At 69.0% G+C, this 14428-nt stretch carries 13 protein-coding genes and 1 tRNA gene; 6 read left to right on the forward strand and 8 right to left on the reverse strand.

The genetic code is table 11. The features are described 5' to 3' along the window. The first annotated feature begins 22 nt into the window (after nucleotides 1–22). Nucleotides 23–1066, forward strand: coding sequence for a phosphotransferase (locus ACK4SC_RS02615; protein WP_409614541.1), 1044 nt, complete (start codon nucleotides 23–25; stop codon nucleotides 1064–1066). Here the strand turns inward: ACK4SC_RS02615 and ACK4SC_RS02620 are convergent. From ACK4SC_RS02620 to gabT, 5 genes are all read right to left on the reverse strand, one after another. Beyond that, nucleotides 1019–1735 carry a gamma-glutamyl-gamma-aminobutyrate hydrolase family protein gene (locus ACK4SC_RS02620; RefSeq protein WP_409614543.1) on the reverse strand — a complete coding sequence of 239 codons (717 nt, stop codon included), beginning with the start codon at nucleotides 1733–1735 and terminating at the stop codon, nucleotides 1019–1021. The two genes, ACK4SC_RS02615 and ACK4SC_RS02620, sit on opposite strands and share 48 nt — an antisense overlap. Then, a complete protein-coding gene (locus ACK4SC_RS02625) occupies nucleotides 1732–2001 on the reverse strand; it encodes a hypothetical protein (protein WP_409614545.1) in 270 nt (89 codons plus the stop codon). Before ACK4SC_RS02625 ends, ACK4SC_RS02620 begins: the two co-directional genes overlap by 4 nt. Nucleotides 2002–2036: 35 nt before the next feature. Continuing rightward, entirely contained in the window at nucleotides 2037–3575 is a 1539-nt protein-coding gene (locus ACK4SC_RS02630; protein ID WP_409614547.1) for an APC family permease, read from the reverse strand. A gap of 243 nt (nucleotides 3576–3818) precedes the next feature. After that, on the reverse strand, nucleotides 3819–5279 hold the full coding sequence (locus ACK4SC_RS02635; RefSeq protein WP_409614549.1) for an NAD-dependent succinate-semialdehyde dehydrogenase: 1461 nt from the start codon (nucleotides 5277–5279) through the stop codon (nucleotides 3819–3821). Between the two features lie 75 nt (nucleotides 5280–5354). After that, nucleotides 5355–6707, reverse strand: coding sequence for a 4-aminobutyrate--2-oxoglutarate transaminase (gabT, locus tag ACK4SC_RS02640; RefSeq protein WP_409614551.1), 1353 nt, complete (start codon nucleotides 6705–6707; stop codon nucleotides 5355–5357). A 147-nt stretch (nucleotides 6708–6854) separates the two neighbouring features. Here gabT and ACK4SC_RS02645 point away from each other — a divergent pair, with 147 nt between their 5' ends. After that, a complete protein-coding gene (locus tag ACK4SC_RS02645; RefSeq protein WP_409614553.1) occupies nucleotides 6855–8411 on the forward strand; it encodes a PucR family transcriptional regulator ligand-binding domain-containing protein in 1557 nt (518 codons plus the stop codon). A gap of 30 nt (nucleotides 8412–8441) precedes the next feature. Here ACK4SC_RS02645 and ACK4SC_RS02650 read toward each other — a convergent pair whose 3' ends face one another. Then, complete coding sequence (locus ACK4SC_RS02650) at nucleotides 8442–9080, reverse strand: NYN domain-containing protein (RefSeq protein WP_409614555.1); 639 nt, start codon at nucleotides 9078–9080, stop codon at nucleotides 8442–8444. 202 nt (nucleotides 9081–9282) lie between these two features. Here ACK4SC_RS02650 and ACK4SC_RS02655 point away from each other — a divergent pair. Both ACK4SC_RS02655 and ACK4SC_RS02660 read left to right on the forward strand, forming a co-directional pair. Further along, nucleotides 9283–9364 (forward strand) — tRNA-Leu (locus ACK4SC_RS02655). A 33-nt stretch (nucleotides 9365–9397) separates the two neighbouring features. Beyond that, a complete protein-coding gene (locus tag ACK4SC_RS02660) occupies nucleotides 9398–9622 on the forward strand; it encodes a hypothetical protein (protein ID WP_409614557.1) in 225 nt (74 codons plus the stop codon). Between the two features lie 75 nt (nucleotides 9623–9697). Here the strand turns inward: ACK4SC_RS02660 and ACK4SC_RS02665 are convergent, their stop codons facing one another. Continuing rightward, nucleotides 9698–10792: an alkene reductase gene (locus ACK4SC_RS02665; RefSeq protein ID WP_409614559.1), complete on the reverse strand. Its 1095-nt coding sequence runs from the start codon at nucleotides 10790–10792 to the stop codon at nucleotides 9698–9700. A 161-nt stretch (nucleotides 10793–10953) separates the two neighbouring features. Next, a complete protein-coding gene (locus ACK4SC_RS02670; protein ID WP_409614561.1) occupies nucleotides 10954–12510 on the reverse strand; it encodes an L-lactate permease in 1557 nt (518 codons plus the stop codon). Nucleotides 12511–12620: 110 nt separating this feature from the next. On the opposite strand from ACK4SC_RS02670, the gene ACK4SC_RS02675 reads away from it, so the two are divergent. Together ACK4SC_RS02675 and ACK4SC_RS02680 are read left to right on the forward strand one after the other, a co-directional pair. Further along, the gene (locus ACK4SC_RS02675; RefSeq protein ID WP_409614563.1) at nucleotides 12621–13451 is read left to right on the forward strand and encodes a DedA family protein; all 831 of its coding nucleotides are present in this window, start codon (nucleotides 12621–12623) and stop codon (nucleotides 13449–13451) included. A gap of 2 nt (nucleotides 13452–13453) precedes the next feature. Further along, nucleotides 13454–14422: a DUF368 domain-containing protein gene (locus tag ACK4SC_RS02680; protein ID WP_409614846.1), complete on the forward strand. Its 969-nt coding sequence runs from the start codon at nucleotides 13454–13456 to the stop codon at nucleotides 14420–14422. Nucleotides 14423–14428: the final 6 nt, after the last annotated feature.

Below are 14428 nucleotides of genomic sequence, written 5' to 3' on the forward strand. Positions count from 1 at the left end.
CCACGCACCTACCCTGGTGGGCATGGCCAGGACACCGCTCACTCTTGCCGCGCTCGCCACGGCGGCCGTGCCCGGCCTCGACGTCGTTGGGGCTGAGCGTCTCGGTACGGCAGGAGGCGATGCCGACGTCGCCGTGCTCACCGCGCGCGACGGCCGGATGCTCGTCATGCGGCTGCCACGGACGCCCGCGGGCGAGCAGCAGCAGTCAGCTGAACTGGTGGCGCTGCGCGCCCTGAGCGACGGTGTGCGCAACCGTCTGCCGTTTGCGGTGCACCGCATCCTCGGAACCACGATCGTCGACGGCACCCGCGCGATCGTGACCGACTACCTCGACGGCACGCCGTTGCAGTTACAGCGCATCACTCCCGGCCAGGCCGCGTCGATCGGCCGAGCCGTCGCGGCCGTGCACGCCCTCCCGACCAGCGTCGTGGGCGACGTGGGATTACCGCAGTGGCGGCCGGTCGACGTCGTGCGCGAAGCCGTGGCAACCCTCGACCGCGCCGCCGCGACCGGCCTCGTGCCCGCGTCGCTGCTCACGCGCTGGGAGGCGGCAACCGAAGACCAGGCTCTCTGGCAGTTCACCCCCACCGTCATCAACGGCTCACTGTCGGCCGGGTCGCTGCTCGCCGTCGGCGAGACCGTCACCGGGATGCTCGGATGGTCGCGCCTGCAGGTCGGCGACCCCGCGCGCGACCTGTTCTGGATCCTCGGCTCGGCCGACCCCGCCGTGCCCGAGGCGGCACTCGACGCCTACACGCAGGCCCGCGGGGTGAACGATCGGCAGGTCGGCAAGCGAGCCGCATTCGCCGCGGAACTCGAGGTTGCGCGGTGGCTGCTGCACGGCACCGACCAGCGCTCGACCGAGATCGTCGACGACGCCGTCGACATGCTGCACGCCCTGCTCGACCGGGTGGGAGGCGACGTCATGCATCCGCTGGCCGAAAGCGTCGACCCCGAGCGCCGCAGCGGCAGCCTCACCGAGGCAATCGACCTCGCCGACGGCGGGCTCGCCGAGCGCTCAGTGCGCGCGTCGGGCGTCGGCAGCGTCGACGAGGGCCGCGAATAACCGCAGGTCGTCGGGCGACTCTTCCGGGTGCCACTGCACGGCCACCCCAAAGGTCATGCCGTCGATGTCGACGCCCTGAATAATGCCGTCGTCGCCCCGGGCACTGATAGTGAGGCCCTCGGCCACACGGTCGATCGCCTGGTGGTGGTAGCTCTTCACCGTGAGGCGCTCCCCCACGATGGATGCGAGGCGCGACCCCGGCTCGGTGATGGCCGGGTTGTCGGCGAACACGGCGCCGCCGTAGCTGTAGCGGTTCGAGCCGATCACATCCGGCAGATGCTGAATGAGCGTGCCACCGAGGGCGACGTTCAGGATCTGCAGACCACGGCAGATGCCGAGGAAGGGCAGGTCGCGCTCAATCGCGCCGCGCACGAGCGCGAGCTCCCACTGGTCACGGTCGGGGCGCGGGGCGTCGTTTTCTGGATGCGGTTCCTGGCCGTAGAGGCGAGAATCCACATCTTTGCCACCGGTGACGATGAGGCCGTCGACGGCGTCGAGGACGCGAGCGACAGCATCCGGGCTTGCCGGTTGCGGGGGGAGGGCGACAAACGCGGCGCCCGCGCCGAGGACGCAATCGGAGTAGACGCGCGGCAGAACCGCCGCGGGACGGTCCCACAGGCCCATGGCGGCCTGCTCCATGTACGAGCTCAGGCCGATCAGTACCGTCATCGCTCGTCAGCCTGCGCGGTGCGGCGAAGGATGATCGCCTTACCGCGCTGGATGACGCGGACGAGTTCTGGCTGGCGGATGCCGAGCTCCTGCGACACATCGGAATAGGTGCGCCCGTCGACGAGGATGCCCGTCATGCCCGCACGCAGATCGCTCGGCAGTGCCGCGATCTCGGCGACCAGGCGGTCGCGGTCGATCGCCGCGAACGCCTCATCGTCGATCGGATGCTCGGCGGTGACGTCGAGATCGAACGTGTCGTTGGCCATGACGGGCTCCTCGTCGAATCGGGAACAGGGGCAGGTTAGCTCGCGAAGTCCTTCACGAGCTGCTCGTTCTTCGGGCGCACCGCCGACACGATGAACCCGATCACCAGCGCGATGAACGGCACCAGCACGAGGAACCAGCCGAGCGGGTTGAGCAGCCAGGCGCTCTCGGGCAGCGACGGGTCGACATCGGCCGGCGCCGTACCGGCGAGCAGGTTGAAGCGCGACATCAGCAGGTACAGGCCGAGGGCGAGCACGACGGCGCTGAGCGCCGGGGCAATCTTCGTCGACCACAGGCCGCCGTCGCCCCGCTTCACGAAGTGCCGGATGACCGCGATGCTCACGAGGATCTCGACCGTGACAATCGCGATCACCGTGATCGAGCTCATCCAAAAGAACAGGTTGAGCACGGGGTCGAGCCCCGTCGCGGCGAAGATGATCATGACGAGCGCGGCGAGCGCGGACACCGCGATCACGCCGCCGACGGGCGCGCCCTGCGAGTTGGTCGTCGCGAGGCGCTTGGGCAGCACGCCGCCGCGGCCCATCGCGAAGAAGTACCGCGCGGCGGCATTCTGGAAGGCGAGGAGCCCGGCGAAGAGGCTCGTGATGACGAGAACCGCCATCGGCAGGATCAGCCAGCCGCCGACGTACTGCTCGGCGAGGCTGAACAGGACTCCCTCGGGGGCCTCGAGCCCGTTCGAGCGCTCGAGCACCTCGTCGACGACGCCGCTTGCGCCGAGGCCCGTGACCACGCCGAAGGACACGATCGCGAACAGGACGCTGATGACAGCGATCGCGACGTAGGTGGCGAGCGGCACGGTGCGCTTCGGATCCTTCGACTCCTCGCCGTAGATGGCAGTGGCCTCGAAGCCGATGAAGCTGGCGAAGGCGAATGCGAGGGCGATTCCGGCGGTTCCGGCAAAGCCACCCGCCAGGACGGCGACGGGGCTGAAGGAGGCCGCGACGTCGATGCCCTCGGGGCCGCCGCTGCCCAGGGAGGCGATGCCGACGATGAGCAGCACGAGAATCTCGAGCGTCAGCAGCACGCCCAAAACCTTCGCGCCGATGTCAACGCTCAGCAGTGACAGGCCCGTGACAAGCACCCATCCGATCAGCGACCACACATACCAGGGCAGCTCAACGCCGAACTCGGCCATCGTGCCACCCATCACGGCCCCGAAAAAGCCGTAGATGGCGAGCTGAATCGTGACGTAGGCGACGACCGCGGTGAACGCGCTGGCGACGCCCGCGTTGACGCCAAGGCCCTTGCCGACGTAGGCGAAGAAGGCGCCCGTGTTCGTCATGGTGCGGCTCATGGCGGCGTAGCCGACCGTGAACAGCAGCAGGGTGAGGCCGACGGCGAGGTAGGCGCCGGGGACGGCGGCGCCGTTGCCGAGCACCATGGCGACCGGAACGGCGCCGGTCATGCCGATGAGTGGCGCGGAAGCCGCGACGACGAAGAAGACGATGCCGACGACGCCAATACGGCCGCGCTTCAGGGCGTTGCCGCTCGATGCGCTGTCAGCCGCGTGGGCGCCCCGCGACGGGGACGAGGTGGGGGTGGATTGATCGGACATGGGTATTCCCGGACTCCTCATTGAGTGGAAAGGTCGTTCGGATCAAAACGACTTGGGTACAGAGTGCTGGATGCGCGGGGCCGCGTCAAGCGCGCAACACCCCGATCTGCGCGCCACGGCACGGCACGCCTGCCGACCCGCGGCGCGAAGCGCGGGGCGCGAGCGGCTGCCAGCTGGCGCCAAAAGAAATCCGTCGCCGGGCGGCCACCACAGCGCCCGGCGACGGAAACTTGAATCGGCGCGCTACGCGCGCGGCACGAAGGTGTACTTCGTGGTCAGGTACTCCTCGATGCCCTCGAACGAGCCCTCACGGCCGATGCCCGACTGCTTGACGCCGCCGAAGGGGGCGGCCGCGTTCGAGATGACGCCGGCGTTCAGGCCCATCATGCCGGTCTGCAGCTTCTCGATCATGCGCATGCCGCGGTTCAGGTCCTGCGTATACACGTAGCTCACGAGGCCGTACTCGGTGTCGTTGGCGAGGCGCACGGCCTCCTCCTCCGAGTCGAACGGGACGATCGCGAGGACCGGGCCGAAGATCTCCTCTTTCAGGAGACGCGCATCCGGGGTCACGTCGGTGAGGACGGTCGCCGGGTAGTACGAGCCCGCACCCTCGGGGATCGAGCCGCCAACGCGAATCGTCGCGCCCTTACTGGCGGCGTCGCTCACCAGTTCGTGCGAACCCTCGACCGCGTTGTCGTCGACCAGCGGGCCGATCTGCACGCCGTCGTCAGTTCCGCGGCCCATCTTCATGGCCTGGACGCGCTCGGTGACGCGGCGCGCAAACTCGTCGGCGACACTGCGGTGCACGAGGAAACGGTTCGCGGCCGTGCAGGCCTGGCCAATGTTGCGGAACTTCGCGAGCAACGCGCCGTCGACCGCCTTGTCGAGGTCAGCATCCTCGAAGACAACGAAGGGGGCGTTACCGCCGAGCTCCATCGAGGTGCGCAGGATGCCGTCGGCGGCCTGCTTCATCAGCTGGCGACCCACAGGCGTCGAGCCGGTGAAGCTCAGCTTGCGCAGACGCGGGTCGCCGATGATCTCGGCCGACAGGGCACGGCTCTCGGAGGTCGTGACCACGTTCACGACGCCCTTCGGGAGCCCCGCGTCGACAAGCGTCTGGGCGAAGTAGAGGGTCGTAAGCGGCGTGAGCGCGGCGGGCTTGACGACGCTCACGCAGCCGGCGGCAATCGCCGGGGCGATCTTGCGGGTCGCCATCGCGAGCGGGAAGTTCCACGGGGTGATGAGGAACGACGGGCCAACAGGGGCCTTCGAGGTGACGATCGTGCCGGTGCCTTCGGGGTTCGACCCAAAGCGACCGTGGATGCGCACGGCCTCTTCGCTGAACCAGCGCAGGAACTCGTTGCCGTACGCGACCTCGCCGCGCGCCTCGGCGAGCGGCTTGCCCATCTCGAGCGTCATGAGCAGTGCGAACTCGTCGGCGCGCTCGCGCACCAGCTCGAACGCCCGACGCAAAATTTCGCCGCGCTCGCGGGGCGCCGTGGCGGCCCATTCCTCCTGCACCGCGACCGCAGCATCCAGTGCGCGCACGCCGTCGGCGACCGAGGCGTCGGCGATGTCGACCAGCTTCTCGCCGTTCGACGGGTCACTCACGGCAAGCGTGCGGCCGTTCTCGGCGTCGACCCACTCGCCGCCAATGAACAGCTGAGTGGGAACCTTCGCGAGGAGGTCGGATTCGGAGATCATGGTCGCTTTCCTGGTACGTGTCGGATGCGGTGGTGGCGGTCCGCTGATCGGGCAGGTCGGTCGTGGGCGTCGGGGTCAGTTCGCGGCGAGCGCGTCGGCGATGACCGACAGGCCCTCGCGCAGCAGCTCGTCGGTGATCGACAGCGGCGGCAGGAGGCGGAACACGTTGCCGTCGGTGCCGCAGGTGAGCACGATGACTCCGGCGGCGTGGCAGGCTTTCGCGACGCGCTGCGTGAGGGCGGCGTCAGGCTTGCCGTCGGCGTCGATGAGCTCGATCGCCATCATGGCGCCGCGGCCACGGACGTCGCCGACCCGCGGGTCGCGCGACTTCATGGCGGTCAGCTCGGACTGCATGATCGCGCCGAGTTCGCGCGCGCGCTCGAGGAGGTCGCCCTCTTCGTAGGCCTTCAGCGAACCGAGCGCGGCTGCGGTGGCGATGGGGTTGCCGCCGTAGGTGCCACCGAGCCCGCCGACGTGCGGGGCGTCCATGATCTCTTGGCGGCCGACGACCGCGGCGAGCGGGAGGCCACCGGCGATGCCCTTAGCGAGGGTCATCATGTCGGGCACGACGTTCTCGTCTTCGCTCGCGAACATCTGGCCGGTGCGGGCGAAGCCGGTCTGCACCTCGTCGGCGATGAACACGACGTTGTTCGCGTTCGCCCACTTCTGCAGGGCGGGCAGGAAACCCTTCGCGGGAACAACGAAGCCGCCCTCGCCCTGGATGGGCTCGATGATGATCGCGGCGAGACGGTCGGCGCCGATCTGCTTCTCCATGGTGTGGATCGCGCGCGCCGCGGCCTCTTCCCCCGACAGTCCGTCGCGGAAGGGGTACGACATCGGCGCGCGGTACACGTCGGGGGCGAACGGGCCGAAGCCGCTCTTGTAGGGCATCGCCTTGGCGGTCAGTGCCATCGTGAGGTTGGTGCGACCGTGGTAGCCGTGGTCGAACGCGACGACGGCCGACTTGCCGGTGTAGTAGCGGGCGATCTTGATCGCGTTCTCGACGGCCTCGGCGCCCGAGTTGAACAGGGCGGTGCGCTTGGCGTGGTCACCCGGAGTGATCGCGTTGAGCTTCTCAGCGAGCTCGACGTAGCCGTCGTACGGGGTGACCATGAAGCAGGTGTGCGTGAAGCGCTGCACCTGCTCGATGACCGCCTGAGCGACGTGCGGGTCAGCGTTGCCGACGTTCGTGACCGCGATGCCGCTTCCGAGATCGATGAGGCTGTTGCCGTCGACGTCGACGATGACACCGCCACCGGCGGCGACCGCGTAGACCGGCATCATGGTGCCCACCGAGGCGGACACGGCGGCGTTCTTGCGCTCGATGAGCTCCTGCGACTTCGGGCCAGGGATGGCGGTGACGAGGCGACGCTCTTGCGGCAGCGACGGGCCTCCCACGACGGCGGGGCCGGCGGCGGTCATGCTCATGACGGTGTCCTCTCGTAACGCGTGAGGCCCACGGTAGTGAGGCGCGCACCCCCTATTTCTATCCACGATGTACACTGCGGATGCGATTGGTCGCCATCGTGGACACCGGCGACTCTGCGCCCGTTCCGTTTCCCCCGGAGGCCTACCGTGCCGATCACGTTGACGTCGATGCTCGAGCGCCGCGAGCTGGGCCTGACCACGGTCTGGTCAGACGACGAGGCCGCCGCCCGCCCCTGGAGCTGGGTGCACTCCAGCGACCTCGCCGATCCCTCCCCCTTTCTCTCGCGCGGCGACGCGCTTCTCACCACCGGCACGCAGTGGCATGACGACGCCGACATCGCACCCTGGGTCGAGCGGCTCGCCGCGGTCGGCGTTCCGGCGATCGGTTTCGGCACCGAGGTGTTCCGCGACGGAACGCCCGACGCCCTGGCGGCCGCCTGCCGCCAGCATGGGATCGCCTTGTTCGAGGTGCCGTACCGCACCCCGTTCATCGCCGTCATTCGCACCGTCGCCGACCTCGACGCGAGCGAACGCTTCGCCCGCGTGCGCTTCACCCTCGACGCGCAGCGCGCCATCGCCCTTGCTGCCCTGCGCCCCGACGGTCTCGCCGCCGCCCTCACTGAACTGGAGCGTCGCGTGGGCGGCCCCGTCGCCCTCATCGGCAGCGACGGACGCGTGGCCGTGGGCCATCGCCCGGGTCGCGTTGCCCTCGACACCGCGCGGCGGATGCTCGCCGACGGCCGCCGGGCCGCCGTCGTCATCGACGGGGTCACCCTGCAAACCATCGGTAGGCCCGATGCGCTACGCGGGGTGCTCGCGGTCGGCGGCGGGGCCCACGATGACGCGACGCGCGCGGTCGTGACGAGCGTCGTCGCGATGGTCGGCCTCGCGCTCGAACAAGAGCGGCGCCTCGCGCGCACTCTCGACGACCTGCGCGCCGAGTTGCTGTCGGCGCTCATGCGCGGCGAACGCGAGCTCGTCGCCACCACGCTCAAGGCGCTCGGCGGCGGTATCCCTGACGAGCCGCTCGCGGTGGCGGTCATCGATCCGGCCTCGGGTCGACGGGAGGCTCTGCTCGACCTGCTGGGCGCGCGGGCTCGCGGGGAGGCGTCGGTGACGGGGGGCGAGCATCCAGGGGCTCGGGGTCGCGAGCGTAGAAGCGAGCGCTCGGTGTTCCACGCCCGCGACGGGGCGCGCGTCGTCGTGCTCGCCGACAGCGAGCGCATCGACGAACTGCTGCCCGAGCTCGTCGAGCAGTCGCGCGGCACGGCCGGTGTCGTGCGGCGCGTGCGCTGGGAGCGCCTCGAGCAGGCCATCGATGACGCGGCACGAGCAGCCGACCGCATGGCCGAGCGGGTCGGCGCGGACGCGGCCGCCCCTGACCGCATCCTGGACGCGGCGGCGCTGCGCGACGACGGCATGCTCACGCGGCTCGCGGGGGCGGATGCGCGGCGCACCGCCGAGGCGATGCTCGCGCCTCTCGACAGCCACGACGCCGACAGCGGGGATGCTCTGGTCGCCACACTCGCGGCATGGCTCGGTGCCGACGCGGTCGCCGAGCAGGCGGCCGCAGTCTTGGGCGTGCACCGTCACACCGTGCGGGCCCGCGTGCGGCGGGCCGAGCAGCTGCTGGGGCGCGACCTCGGGGCGTTCCCGGCGCGGGCTGAACTGTGGGCGGCGCTGGTTGCGGCCGGACGGGCGTAGCTTGGACTTAGCCCCAAGGTCGCTCTCGCGTCAGCGCCAGTAGTCCGGACGCTCGTGCACCTGCCCGTCAGCCTCGAATTGGTCGGGTAACTGACTCTGCACAATCTTGTTTCTGCCGATTCGGAAAGAGGCCGGCATCAGGTTCTTCAGCTCCGCGGAACTGCGCCTGGGTGGGAATGCAGCCGTGATGAAAAGCGTCGAGCGAATACTTCTCGCGGCACGTACCGCCGGAGCTAGATCGCTATCTGCGCTAACGATGATGGCGGTGTCCATCAGGTTTAGCGCCGCATCCGAGACCACCGCCGTCGCAATGTTGACGTCGGTTTCCTTCTCTTCATAGCGGGTGTATTCGTGACCGCATTGAATACACCGAACACTTCTCGATTGATAACGACCATTGACGATGTGAACGACCCCTGGATACAGCGACTCGAGGGCACGCTGATAGTGCGCCTGGCGACTCTGGCCTTCGGGGTTGTCGAGCACCGGGGCCGTGAAGTACTTGACCGCGACAAGACGCTGATGTGGTCGAAACGACTGTGACAAGGCGACGAGGTCGAGCCACAGGGTGGCCCTGCCAAACTGGCTCTTCATCCCGTGGTACAGGTTGAACCCGTCGACGTAGACGATCATCCGTTGCTGGGGCGGGTGTGGTCGTGGTGATTGCACGCGCGCACCGTATCGACGAATTCAAACGGGGAGTCGCTTGTCTACCCAGCGGCCCCGCGCTATCGTGATGGCACTCCACCTGGTTGACTACGGTCAGCCAGGCCCGACGGCCTCCGCAAGGGGGCCGTCTTTGTGTTCGCGGCGGGTGCCGAGTGCCTTCCGAACCTTCCTGCGGCCACCGCTCAGTAGACTGGCGGCGCCAGCGGGAGTGGTGAAATTGGCAGACACGCAGGATTTAGGTTCCTGTGCCTTCGGGCGTGAGGGTTCAAGTCCCTCCTTCCGCACTGTCTTCGCCGACGTCGGAAGAGCGGTGCATAGTGGAGTGGGTCATCCTGATCATCGGAGGTCTCGTCGCCATCACCATTGGCTTGTGCCTTTTCGCGGTGCCAACCGAGTCTTCTAAGAGCTTCAAGCGTGCCGCGTCGACGGTACGCATCAGCCCCTCGTTCTTCGCGCCTGGCTCGATTCGCTTCACGGGTGTCGCGTTCGTCGTTGGGGGTGTCATCTTCACGGCCGTTGCGCTTATGCAACTCACCAATTGACACCCAACAAACAAGAACGGCGCCCTCCCCCGCGCAGTCGCGGAAGAGGGCGCCGCGTCTTTGGCGTGTGGGTGCTTACGCGGCCGCCTCGTCCTCTGCCTCGGCAAGCGTCGGGTAGTCGGTGTAGCCCTTCTCGTCGCCGCCGTAGAACGTGGCCGGGTCGGCCTCGTTGAACGGGGCGCCGGTCTTCAGGCGCTCGACCACGTCGGGGTTCGCGAGCGCGAACTGGCCGAGCGGGGCGATGTCGGCAAGGCCGGCGTTGATCTCGTCGGCGATCTGCTCGCGGGTGCGGCCGTAGCGCAGCACCAGCAGCGTGTTCGGCCACGCCTTGCGGATCTCTTCCAGCAGCACGTCGTCGCCGCCGTGGTGCAGGTTCAGGTAGACGAGGTCGAGCTTGGCGAGCTCGCCCACGAGGTGCAGGTACTGCTCGCGCACCTCGTCGACCGAGCCCTCGTCGAGGCCGCCGAGGGGCATTCCGGGAGAGATGCGGATGCCGGTGCGGTCGGCGCCGATCGCGTCGGCAACGGCCTTCGACACCTCGACGACGAAGCGCGAACGGTTCTCGACCGAACCGCCGTACTGGTCGTCGCGCACGTTGGCGTTCGGGGCGAGGAACTGGTGGCCGAGGTACCCGTTGGCGGCGTGAATCTCGACGCCGTCGGCACCGGCCTCGACGGCCGACTTCGCGGCGTGCACGAACTCGGCGATCACGTCAGCGATCTCCTCGGTCGCGAGCGCGCGCGGCTCGGGGGCCGGCTGCATGCCCGCCGCCGTGAACATGTCGACGCCCGGGGCGATCGCCGAGGGGGCGACCGGCTGGCGGTGGTGCGGCGTGTTGTCAGGGTGCGACATGCGGCCCACGTGCATCAGCTGAATGAACAGGTAGCCGCCACCGGCGTGAATCGCGTCGGCGGTCTCGCGCCAGCCCGCGACGTGCGCATCGGTGTAGATGCCGGGGGTGTTCAGGTAGCCCTGGCCGTCATCCGACGGCTGCGTGCCCTCCGAAATGATCAGCCCCAGGGATGCACGCTGGCCGTAGTACTCGGCGGCGAGCGCACCCGGCGTACCGTCCGCGTTCGCACGGCTGCGCGTCATCGGCGCCATCGCAAGGCGGTGCGGGAGGTCCATGCGGCCGACGGTGATCGGCTGCCAGAGGGAGTCCAAAGACATAGCGGTATCGCTTTCTCTACATCGGGGAACAGCGGAAAAGGGCGGGCAGCGACGATGTCGCCGCGACCGCCCGTGGCCAACAAGGCGTTCAGCCACAGTAAACATCGAACGTGGGAAGACAAGCCCCTATTCCCAATCGGCGGGATGCTCGGAGCACCTTCTCAGGACAGTGTCAGCACCAGCGCGAACGCCCCACCGAGCACCGTGCAGAGCCCCACCCACGGCAGCGTGCGCGTCAGCACCGTGCCCTCACGGCCTGCGAGTCCGACCGTGGCCGACGCCGCGATGATGTTGCCCGGCGCGATCAGATTGCCGAGCGCCGCGCCGTACCCCTGGGCTCCCAGCAGAGGCAGGGGCGAGGCCCCGATGGCGCGCGCCGTCGACACCTGCAGGTCGGTGAACAGCAGGTTCGAGGCGGTCGCACTTCCGGTGATGAACGACCCGAAGACCCCGACCGCGACGGTGAAGAGCGGCCAGGCGGCTCCCGTCGAGGCGGCGGCTTCGGCGAGCGTCTGCGTCATGCCCGAGGCCGACATGGCGCGGGCGATGGTGATCATTCCGACGAGGGCGAGCAGCACCGGCCCCAGCTGCAGGGTCGCCGACACGACCGCGATGCGGATGCGCCGCCACGACGCCCGCTGGATCAGCGCGCCCACCACGAACGCCACGGTGAGCAGCATCGTCGGGTGATACAGCGGCTGCACGGATCCGGCGAAGCCTCCGGGAAGCTGCCATTCGAGCGTGACCGAGCGCAGCGCATCCTGAATCGGTGGGATCAGCCGGGTGACGAGCACGATCGCGACGAGCACCAGGTACGGGGCGGCCGCCCGCAGCACTGACAGCTCGGCGAGCACGGTCTCTTCGACATCCGGGTGCGGGTGGTGCGCCCCCGCGGCGACCTCCGCCCGCTCGCGTCGCCAGGCGAGCACGACCGAGAACAGGATCGCTCCCACGAGGGCGCCGCCGAGCGCCGGCAACTCGGGGCCGACGAACCAGGCGATCAGGCTGTAGGGCAGGAAGAAGCTCACCCAGGCGAGCAGACCCCAGCCAACGAGCCCGCGCCGGTTGCCGTAGGCGCTGCCAATGATCGTGAGCAGCACCACGAGCAGGATCCAGCCGAAGGCGAGGTGGTATGGCAGTACGCCGCGGGCCAACACCGGGCCGGTCACCTCGGGCAGAGTCGTGGATGCAATGGTCGCCTGCGCGAGGATCGGCGTGCCCACAGCGCCAAACGAGACGCCCGCCGCGTGACCGACGAGGGCGGCAGCAACCGCGGCGACCGGCGTCATGCCCGCGGCGACCAGGAACGGCGCGGCCAATGCGATCGGCGTGCCGAAGCCTGCCGCTCCCTCCAAGAAGAGCGCGAAGAACCACGCCACGAGCAGGGCCCCGAGCCGCGGGTCGGGGTGCAGCACGGCGAGCGCCAACCGCAGGCGGGCGGCGGCGCCGGTTGAGCGCTGCAGCACGTGAATGCCGAGCGCCGGGCCGATGATGCCGATGATGGTGAGCGCGATGAAGCCGGCTTCAGCGACGACGCCCGTGAGCGACCAGGCCAGGCCCGGATCGGCGTCCTCGCCGACCCCGAAACCGAAGCCAACGACGGCGAGCACGAGGGTTGCGGCGGCGGTCACGAGCCCGGCCCGCGCGGCTGACCAGCCCACCACGGTCATCAGCACCAGCACGGCGAGTACCGGCAGCGCGGCAAGCAGTGCGAGCATCGTCGGGGAGCCGTCCTTCCGGTCGTGACCACCATATCGACGGGTAACGGAGGGTGAACGATTACCCGGCCGGATAGGTGGGATGCTCGCGCGGGGTTACGCTGATCCCCTTGCCCCGCACCGCTGGAGTCGCCATGTTGCCCATGGACATCGGACTGTTCGATGTCGAGTCGCTGATTCGCGACGCCGGCCCCTGGGCGCTCATCGTTGTCTGCGGCATCGTATTTGTCGAGACCGGGTTGCTGATCGGCTTTCTGTTGCCGGGCGACACCCTGCTGATCCTGACCGGCGTGCTGACCTTCACCGAGGTGATTCCGCAGCCCATCTGGCTGGTGGCGCTGGCGATCACCCTGTCGACGATGGCCGGCGACAACCTCGGCTACCTGATCGGGCGCAAGGTCGGCCCCCCGATCTTCAACCGCAAGCAGGCGGGGTTCTTCTCGAAACGCAGCGTCGCCCGCACCGAGGCGTTCTTCCTGCGCTACGGCGGGTTCGCCATCACGATTGCGCGCTTCATCGCCGTTGTGCGCACCATCGCGCCCGTCGCCGCGGGCGTCGGCCGGATGCCCTACCGCCGGTTCTTCTTCTTCGATACGCTCGGCGCGATCCTCTGGGGCACTGGCCTCCCCGTGCTCGGCTATGGAATCGCCCAGATTCCCGGCGTCGCCGAGTGGGTCATCGCCTACATCGATATCGTCTTGCTCGTCATCGTGGGCATTGTGCTCATCGGAATCGCCTACCACTGGTTGCACGAGCGGCACCAGCAGAAGATCGAAGACGAACTGGAACGCGCGGGTGTCGAGTTGCCTCCCGTCGAGATCTGGGTCGATGAGCCGGCTCACGAGGGGCGACACGAGGCCACCGAGCCGGCGGCCACCGCACCCACCTACGGCGTGGGGCCGCACGACGGTAAACACGAAAAGGAAAACTTCCCCCTGTGAGCATGACCCCCCGCACGGCCGCACGCTCCGTTCTTGACGCCGCACGCGGCTCGCTCATCGGGTTTGCCGAGATCGTGCCCGGGGTTTCGGGGGGCACGATCGCCCTTATCGTCGGCGTTTACGACACCCTCATCGATAGCGCGGGCCACCTCGCTCGCGGGGTTGCTCGGCTCGTCGGTGACGGAGTGCGCGGTCGCGGCACGGCGGAGGCGCGCGCCCACTTCCGCAGTGTGCACTGGGCAGCGATCCTGCCGATTGGCGTGGGAATGCTCGCCGCGATCGTCGTGGGCGCCGCCCTCATCGCGCCGCTGCTCGACGAGCATCCCGCCGAGACGCGTGCCGTGTTCGCGGGGCTCATCGTGGCCTCGCTCATCGTGCCGATCAGCATGGTCGGCGGGCGGTGGCGCGTGCACGAGTACGGCGTATTCCTGGCCGCCGCGGCGCTCACCTTCGTGCTCACCGGTTTGCCGCGCGCGGCCGATCAGGAGCCGACCGTGGTCGTCATTGCGCTCGCCGCCGCGGTCGCAGTGTGCGCGCTCGTCCTCCCCGGCGTCTCCGGCTCGTACATCCTGCTCACGGTGGGCATGTATGCGCCGACGCTCGCCGCCGTGAACGACCGCGACTTTGGGTACCTGGGCACGTTCATCCTGGGAGCGGTTCTCGGTCTCGGACTGTTCGTCTCTGGCCTGCAGTGGTTGCTCGCGAAGCGCCGCCGCATCACCCTCGTCGTCATGACGGGCCTCATGGCCGGGTCGCTGCGGGCGCTCTGGCCCTGGCAGGACGACGACGGCGGGCTTCAGGCGGCTGGCTCCGACTGGCCCCTCATGCTGGGCCTCGCCGTCGCCGGCGCGGCCGTGATTCTCGGCCTCATCGCCCTCGAACGGATGCTCGTGGCCCGACGCCTCCTGTCGGCCGACGTCGTCAGCGACCCCGCCACCGACGCGATCCCGACGGTGCGCGACCCCGAGTAGCGCGCG

The organism is Microcella sp. (assembly GCF_046293215.1).
Lineage (GTDB): Bacteria > Actinomycetota > Actinomycetes > Actinomycetales > Microbacteriaceae > Microcella.

Coding starts and splice junctions, on each gene's coding strand:
- ACK4SC_RS02635 (WP_409614549.1), bottom strand. CDS start 5,279: ATGATCTCCGAATCCGACCTCCTCGCGAAGGTTCCCACTCAGCTGTTC.
- gabT (WP_409614551.1), bottom strand. CDS start 6,707: ATGAGCATGACCGCCGCCGGCCCCGCCGTCGTGGGAGGCCCGTCGCTG.
- ACK4SC_RS02630 (WP_409614547.1), bottom strand. CDS start 3,575: ATGTCCGATCAATCCACCCCCACCTCGTCCCCGTCGCGGGGCGCCCAC.
- ACK4SC_RS02680 (WP_409614846.1), top strand. CDS start 13,454: ATGACCCCCCGCACGGCCGCACGCTCCGTTCTTGACGCCGCACGCGGC.
- ACK4SC_RS02625 (WP_409614545.1), bottom strand. CDS start 2,001: ATGGCCAACGACACGTTCGATCTCGACGTCACCGCCGAGCATCCGATC.
- ACK4SC_RS02670 (WP_409614561.1), bottom strand. CDS start 12,510: ATGCTCGCACTGCTTGCCGCGCTGCCGGTACTCGCCGTGCTGGTGCTG.
- ACK4SC_RS02620 (WP_409614543.1), bottom strand. CDS start 1,735: ATGACGGTACTGATCGGCCTGAGCTCGTACATGGAGCAGGCCGCCATG.
- ACK4SC_RS02615 (WP_409614541.1), top strand. CDS start 23: ATGGCCAGGACACCGCTCACTCTTGCCGCGCTCGCCACGGCGGCCGTG.
- ACK4SC_RS02665 (WP_409614559.1), bottom strand. CDS start 10,792: ATGTCTTTGGACTCCCTCTGGCAGCCGATCACCGTCGGCCGCATGGAC.